This window comes from Streptomyces glaucescens (assembly GCF_002154375.1).
Classification (GTDB): Bacteria; Actinomycetota; Actinomycetes; order Streptomycetales; family Streptomycetaceae; genus Streptomyces; species Streptomyces glaucescens.
On record NZ_MUND01000550.1, the window covers coordinates 1 to 5,950 of the forward strand.

Annotated in this window: 5 protein-coding genes; 1 reads left to right on the forward strand and 4 read right to left on the reverse strand. The window is 72.6% G+C overall.

Translation table 11 applies throughout. The features are described from left to right. Positions 1-430: 430 nt before the first annotated feature. From CCN42_RS31425 to CCN42_RS31440, 4 genes are all read right to left on the reverse strand, one after another. Positions 431-868, reverse strand: coding sequence for a hypothetical protein (locus tag CCN42_RS31425; RefSeq protein WP_086740699.1), 438 nt, complete (start codon positions 866-868; stop codon positions 431-433). Continuing rightward, positions 865-1,890 (reverse strand): LacI family DNA-binding transcriptional regulator, encoded by a 1,026-nt coding sequence (locus CCN42_RS31430; protein ID WP_086740701.1) that lies wholly within the window; start codon positions 1,888-1,890, stop codon positions 865-867. Before CCN42_RS31430 ends, CCN42_RS31425 begins: the two co-directional genes overlap by 4 nt. A gap of 67 nt (positions 1,891-1,957) precedes the next feature. Further along, the gene (locus CCN42_RS31435) at positions 1,958-3,550 is read right to left on the reverse strand and encodes an AMP-binding protein (protein WP_086740702.1); all 1,593 of its coding nucleotides are present in this window, start codon (positions 3,548-3,550) and stop codon (positions 1,958-1,960) included. After that, on the reverse strand, positions 3,547-5,232 hold the full coding sequence (locus tag CCN42_RS31440; protein ID WP_086740704.1) for an AMP-binding protein: 1,686 nt from the start codon (positions 5,230-5,232) through the stop codon (positions 3,547-3,549). The genes CCN42_RS31435 and CCN42_RS31440 overlap by 4 nt, the downstream gene beginning before the upstream one ends. A 125-nt stretch (positions 5,233-5,357) precedes the next feature. On the opposite strand from CCN42_RS31440, the gene CCN42_RS31445 reads away from it, so the two are divergent. Next, the coding region (locus CCN42_RS31445) for a GAF domain-containing protein (protein ID WP_086740705.1) at positions 5,358-5,950 on the forward strand (593 nt) is incomplete at its 3' end.

The following is a 5,950-nucleotide window of genomic DNA, read 5'->3' on the forward strand; positions in this document are numbered from 1 at the left end:
CCTCCGTCGAAGCGGCACCCGGTCGAGGGCCTGACCGACGCATCCCGACGGCCGGGCCGAACTCCCTAGGTCGTGTCCGCAAAGTCCCGTCGTCCGCCCGAAGGGCGGGCCCCGCGGCGTCTGGTGCGTGCTCTCGGCGCGCCGGGCGGAGTCCCTCGTACTGGATGTACTTGGGGCTTCGCCCGGCGCGGCGAGAGTGCGTGTCAGGCGTCGCGGGGCAGACGGGACTTTGCGGACACGGCCTAGCCCCTGCCACCGAGGAGGAGCGACCGGTGAAGCACACCCAGGAGACAAGTGGGCGGCCAACCTGCGGGGCGGGGAAGGCCTTCCACGCCCGTGGGGGGCACTCGGTACATGTCGGGCCCCGTCGTCCCCGGGCCGCTCGACCGCGAGTGGAAGCCAGGACGCAGAGGCCGACTCCTCGGACCGTTCATCTCGCGGCCCCCGTCCCTCCTCGCGCCTCCCAGGTCGCCCTGTCCGAGACATACACGGAGATCCGCTGGTCGAACCAGCACGCGGCCTCCGGGAGGTCGCGGATGAGGGCGGGGATCTCGGGTTCGAACCTCAGGACGGTCAGGGTCTTCCAGCCGTGGGGGATGGTGTCCCAGGGGTGGCGGAACTGCTGGGTCACCGCGACGACCGTCGTCGTCACCCAGGTGACGTCGGCTTCGTCGGAGCGCCGGAAGCAGCAGTCGTAGCGCCTTCCGACGGGCACGTCCGCGTAGTTGTAGGAGATGAAGAGGGCGACCTCGCCGGCGGAGCATTCGGGGAGGCCTTGGCCGAAGGCGGCGAGGGCGGTCCTGTCGGCGCGGCTCTCGACGAGCAGTACACGCTCGGCGGGTTCGGCGGCCTCCTCCGGGCGGGTCACGCCGACTCCCGGACCACCAGCCGCGTGCGCAGCATCACGTGCCGCCAGGCGACTTCCGGCTGTTCCATCTCCTCCAGCAGGAGGCGGACCATGGTGCGGCCGATCTCCTCCAGGGGCTGGCGGACAGTGGTCAGGGGCGGGTCGGTGTGCTGGGCGAGGTGGAAGTCGTCGAAGCCGATGACGGCCACGTCGTCGGGGACGCGGCGGCCCGCGGCGCGCAGGACGGAGAGGGCCGCGGCGGCCATGGTGTCGGAGGCGGCGAGGACCGCGTCGACGTCCGGGTGCCGGTCGAGGAGTTCGGTCATGGCCCGGCGTCCGCTCGCCTCGGTGAAGTCGCCCTCGACGGTCCAGGACGGGTCGGTGGGCAGCCCGGCGTCGGCGAGGGCCTGGCGGTAGCCGCGCAGCCGGCACTGGGCGACGTACATGTCGAGCGGCCCGGTGATGGTGGCGATGGAGCGCCGGCCGCCGCGCACCAGGTGGGCGACGGCCTCGCGGGCGCCGCCGACATTGTCCGCGTCGACGGAGGTGACCTGCTCGTCGCCGGAGCGGCGCCCGAGCAGCACGGTGGGCAGGCCGGCGTCGGCGAGCATGTCGGGCAGCCGGTCCTCGGCGCGCACGGACATCAGCAGGACGCCGTCGACCCGGCCGCCGCGCGCGTACTCGAGGAACCGCTGCCGTTCGGCGTCCGTGCGGACCAGGGTGAGCAGCAGCTGGACGGAGGTGTCGGTGAGGGCGTCGCCGACGGAGCGGACGGTCTCGGAGAAGAACGGCTCGCCGAACAGCCGCCAGTCCCGCTCGGTCATCACCAGCGCCACGGCGTCGGCGCGCCGTCCGGCCAGTGAGCGCGCCGCCAGGTTGGGCACATAGCCGAGTTCGGCGATGGCCCGCTGTACGGCGCGGCGGGTCGATTCCTTGACGCCCGCCTCGTTGTTGATGACGCGGGAGACCGTGCCCCGCCCGACACCGGCGAGCGCGGCCACCTCCTCCAGCGTGGGCGTCGCAACGGGCCGCCGTTTGACCATCCTTCACCCCCAAGGGCGTCCGATCTTACGGGCCCTGACCCCTGTGATCGAACGCCCGGGCGGCCCTTCAGGCCCCGTAGCGCTCCCGCAGCTCCACCTTCCGCACCTTTCCGGACACCGTCATCGGGAAGGAGTCGAGGATCCGCAGCTTGCTGGGGATCTTGTAGTGCGCCAGTCGGCCGTCGCAGAACTCCCACAGTTCCTCCAGGGTCAGGGGTGCGGCGGGGTCGTGCGGGATGACGCAGGCCAGCACCTCCTCGCCGTAGCGTTCGTGCGGTACCCCGACGACCTGGACGTCGGCGATCTTCGGGTGGGCGTGCAGGAACTCCTCGATCTCGCGCGGGTAGATGTTCTCGCCGCCTCTGATGATCATGTCCTTGATGCGGCCGACGATCTCGACGTAGCCGTCCTCGCGCATCACGGCGAGGTCGCCGGTGTGCATCCAGCGGCCCGCGTCGACGGCCTCGGCGGTCTTCTCGGGCTGGTTCCAGTAGCCGAGCATCACGCTGTAGCCGCGGGTGCACAGCTCGCCCGCGGTTCCGCGTGGCCGGGTCACGCCCGTCGCCGGGTCGATGATCTTGACCTCGATGTGCGGCAGGACCCGGCCGACCGTGGCGGTGCGGTGCTCCAGGTCGTCGTCCATGCGGGTCTGGAGCGAGACGGGGGACGTCTCGGTCATGCCGTAGCAGATGGAGACCTGCTCCATGTGCATCTCGGCGACGACCCGCTTCATCACCTCCACGGGGCAGGGCGAGCCCGCCATGATGCCGGTGCGCAGCGAGGAGAGGTCGTAGGAGGGGAAGTCCGGCAGGTTCAGCTCGGCGATGAACATCGTCGGGACGCCGTACAGCGAGGTGCAGCGCTCCCGCTGGACCGCTTCCAGAGTGGCCTTCGGGTCGAAGGACGGGGCGGGGATGACGATGCAGGCGCCGTGGGAGGTGGCCGCCAGGTTGCCCATGACCATGCCGAAGCAGTGGTAGAACGGAACGGGGACGCAGACGCGGTCCTGTTCCGTGTAGCCGATCGACTCGCCCACGAAGTAGCCGTTGTTGAGGATGTTGTGGTGGGAGAGGGTGGCGCCTTTCGGGAAGCCGGTCGTGCCCGAGGTGTACTGGATGTTGATGGGGTCGTCGCAGGACAGTTCCGGGAACGGTTCCGCCCCGCCCGCCCCGCCCGCCCGGCTCAGCAGCGCGTCCCAGCTCGGGTCGCCGATGTACACGACCTCGCGCAGCTGCGGGCACTCTCCGCGCACCTGTCCGGTCATCGCCCGGTAGTCGCTGGTCTTGTGCCGGAGGGAGGCGAAGAGGACGGAGACGCCCGCCTGTCTCAGGACGTAGGCGACCTCGTGGGTGCGGTAGGCCGGGTTGATGTTCACCATGATCGCGCCGATCCGCGCGGTGGCGTACTGGACGAGGACCCACTCGGGGCAGTTGACCGCCCAGATGCCGACCCGGTCGCCCTTGGCGACCCCGGCGGCGAGCAGGGCGCGCGCCAGGTCGTCGACGTCCGAGGCGAACGCGGCGTAGGTCCAGCGGCGGCCGGAGGGGACGTCGACCAGTGCCTCCCGGTCCGGCCAGGCGGCGACCGCGCGGTCGAGGTCGGCGCCGATGGTGTCGCCGAGGAGCGGGATCTCGCTCGCGCCGTGGCTGTACGAGTTCACCGGAAGTCCTCCTCGCGGTACTCGGCGTCCGAGCCGGCCGCGGTGGCCTGGCGCAGTTCCACGCGGCGGATCTTGCCGGAGACCGTCTTGGGCAGGTCGGCGAACTCCAGGCGGCGGATGCGCTTGTACGGCGCGAGGACCTCGCGGGAGTGCTCGAAGAGGACCTTGGCGGTGTCGGGGCCGGGGGTCCAGCCGTCCGCGAGGACGACGTACGCCTTGGGGACGGCGAGGCGCAGCGCGTCGGGGGCGGGCACGACGGCCGCCTCGGCGACGGCCTCGTGCTCCAGCAGGGCGCTCTCCAGCTCGAAGGGGCTGATCTTGTAGTCGGACGCCTTGAAGACGTCATCGCTTCGCCCGATGTAGGTCAGATATCCGTCCTCGTCGCGTGCGGCGACGTCGCCGGTGCGGTAGTAGCCGCCGGCCATCGCCTCCGCCGTGCGCTCGGGGTCGCCGTGGTAGCCGGTCATCAGGCCGACCGGCCGCTGCGCGAGGTCCAGGGCGATCTCGCCCTCGGTGGCACCGGGGGCGCCGGTGACGGGGTCGAGGAGTTCGACGCGGTAGCCGGGGCTGGGGCGGCCCATGGAGCCGGTCTTCAGCGGCTGCCCCGGGGTGTTGGCGACCTGCACGGCGGTCTCGGTCTGGCCGAAGCCGTCCCGGATGGTGACGCCCCAGGCGCGCCGGACCTGCTCGATGACCTCGGGGTTCAGCGGCTCGCCGGCGGCGACGGCCTCGCGGGGGCGGGTGCGCAGCGCGCCCAGGTCCGCCTGGATGAGCATGCGCCAGACGGTGGGCGGGGCGCAGAAGGTGGTGACGCCTACGCGGTCCATCTCGGCCATCAGCCGGGCGGCGTCGAAGCGGGTGTAGTTCAGGAGGAAGACGGTCGCCTCGGCGTTCCAGGGGGCGAAGAGGTTGGACCAGGCGTGCTTGGCCCAGCCGGGCGAGGAGATGTTCAGGTGGACGTCGCCGGGTTCGAGGCCGATCCAGTACATGGTGGCCAGATGCCCGACGGGGTACGAGGTGTGGGTGTGCTCGACCAGTTTGGGGCGGGCGGTCGTCCCGGAGGTGAAGTACAGCATCAGCGGGTCGTCGGCGCGGGTCGGGCCGTCGGGGGTGAAGCCGGCCGGTGCCGTGTACGCCTCCTCGTACGGCAGCCAGGACCCGGCCGGGGTCCCGGTCGGAGCGCCGCCCACGGCGATGCGGGTGTAGTCGCCCGGCACCTCGTCGAACTTGCCGGTGTCGGCGGCGCGCACGATCGCGTGCCGGACGCGGCCCCGGTCGACGCGGTCGCGCAGGTCGGCGGCGCCCAGCAGCGGCGTGGCGGGGATGACGACGGCGCGCAGCTTCATCGCGGCCAGCGCGGTCTCCCACAGTTCGGCCTGGTTGCCGAGCATGACGAGGACGCGGTCGCCCGCGGTGACGCCGCGGGCGCGCAGCCAGTTCGCGACCCGGTCGGAGCGGTCGGAGAGTTCGGCGAAGCTCAGCCGGGTCTCGGCGCCGTCCTCCTCGACGATGTGCAGCGCGGTGCGGTCGTTGCCGTCCGCGATGACGTCGAACCAGTCGAGTGCCCAGTTGAAGTGCTGGGGGCGGGGCCAGACGAAGCCGTCGTAGGCCGTGCCGTAGTCCTCACGGTGTGCCAGCAGGAAGTCCCGCGCCTGGCGGAAGTCCTCGGTCGCCGTCGTCATTCGTTCTCCCTCTGTCCGGACCGTTGCCGGGCGGCTCCCGGACATCGTGTAATCCGTGATGCAGGTCTCACTACCCCCTAACGGGGGTGCGCGCCGGGAGGGCGCGGCCAGGAAAGGGCGAGCACGTGCGAGCGGACACGACGGGCGCGGTGGACACGGCGGTCATCCGGGGCGCGCTGCTGCGGCTGCGCCGGACGACCGGCCTGCCGGTGGCCTTCGGCGGCCTGGTGGAGGCGGGCCGGCCGCGGATGCGCATCACGGAGCTGACCGGGACCCGCACCCCGGCGCTCAGCGCCCTCGCGGTGACCTCCGGCAGCGGGCTGGGCGGCAAGGCGGTGGCCCTGGGCCGGCCGTGCGCCGTGACCGACTACTCGGCGTCCCGGCAGATCAGTCACGAGTACGACGCGCCGGTCGCCGTGGAGGGGCTGCGGTCCGTGCTCGCCGTCCCCGTCGTCGTACGGCGGCGGGTGCGGGGGGTGCTGTACGGCGCCCTGCGCACCGCCCAGCCGCTGGGCGACCGCATGCTGCGCGCGGCCGTCGAGGCGGCGCGGGACGTGGAGCAGGCCCTGGTGGCGCGGGAGGAGGCCCGGGGGCTGCTGGACGCGGTGCGGGCGGAGCCCCGGACCGGCGCGGGGGCCGCGCAGGCGGCGGAGGTGGCGCAGGCGGGAGCGGCCAGGGAGCGGATGCGGGAGGCGCACGCGGCGCTGCGGGCGCTGGC

Bases quoted from the DNA above. Each gene is read 5' to 3' on its own strand.
- CCN42_RS31430 (WP_086740701.1), bottom strand. From the start codon at position 1,890: ATGGTCAAACGGCGGCCCGTTGCGACGCCCACGCTGGAGGAGGTGGCC.
- CCN42_RS31440 (WP_086740704.1), bottom strand. From the start codon at position 5,232: ATGACGACGGCGACCGAGGACTTCCGCCAGGCGCGGGACTTCCTGCTG.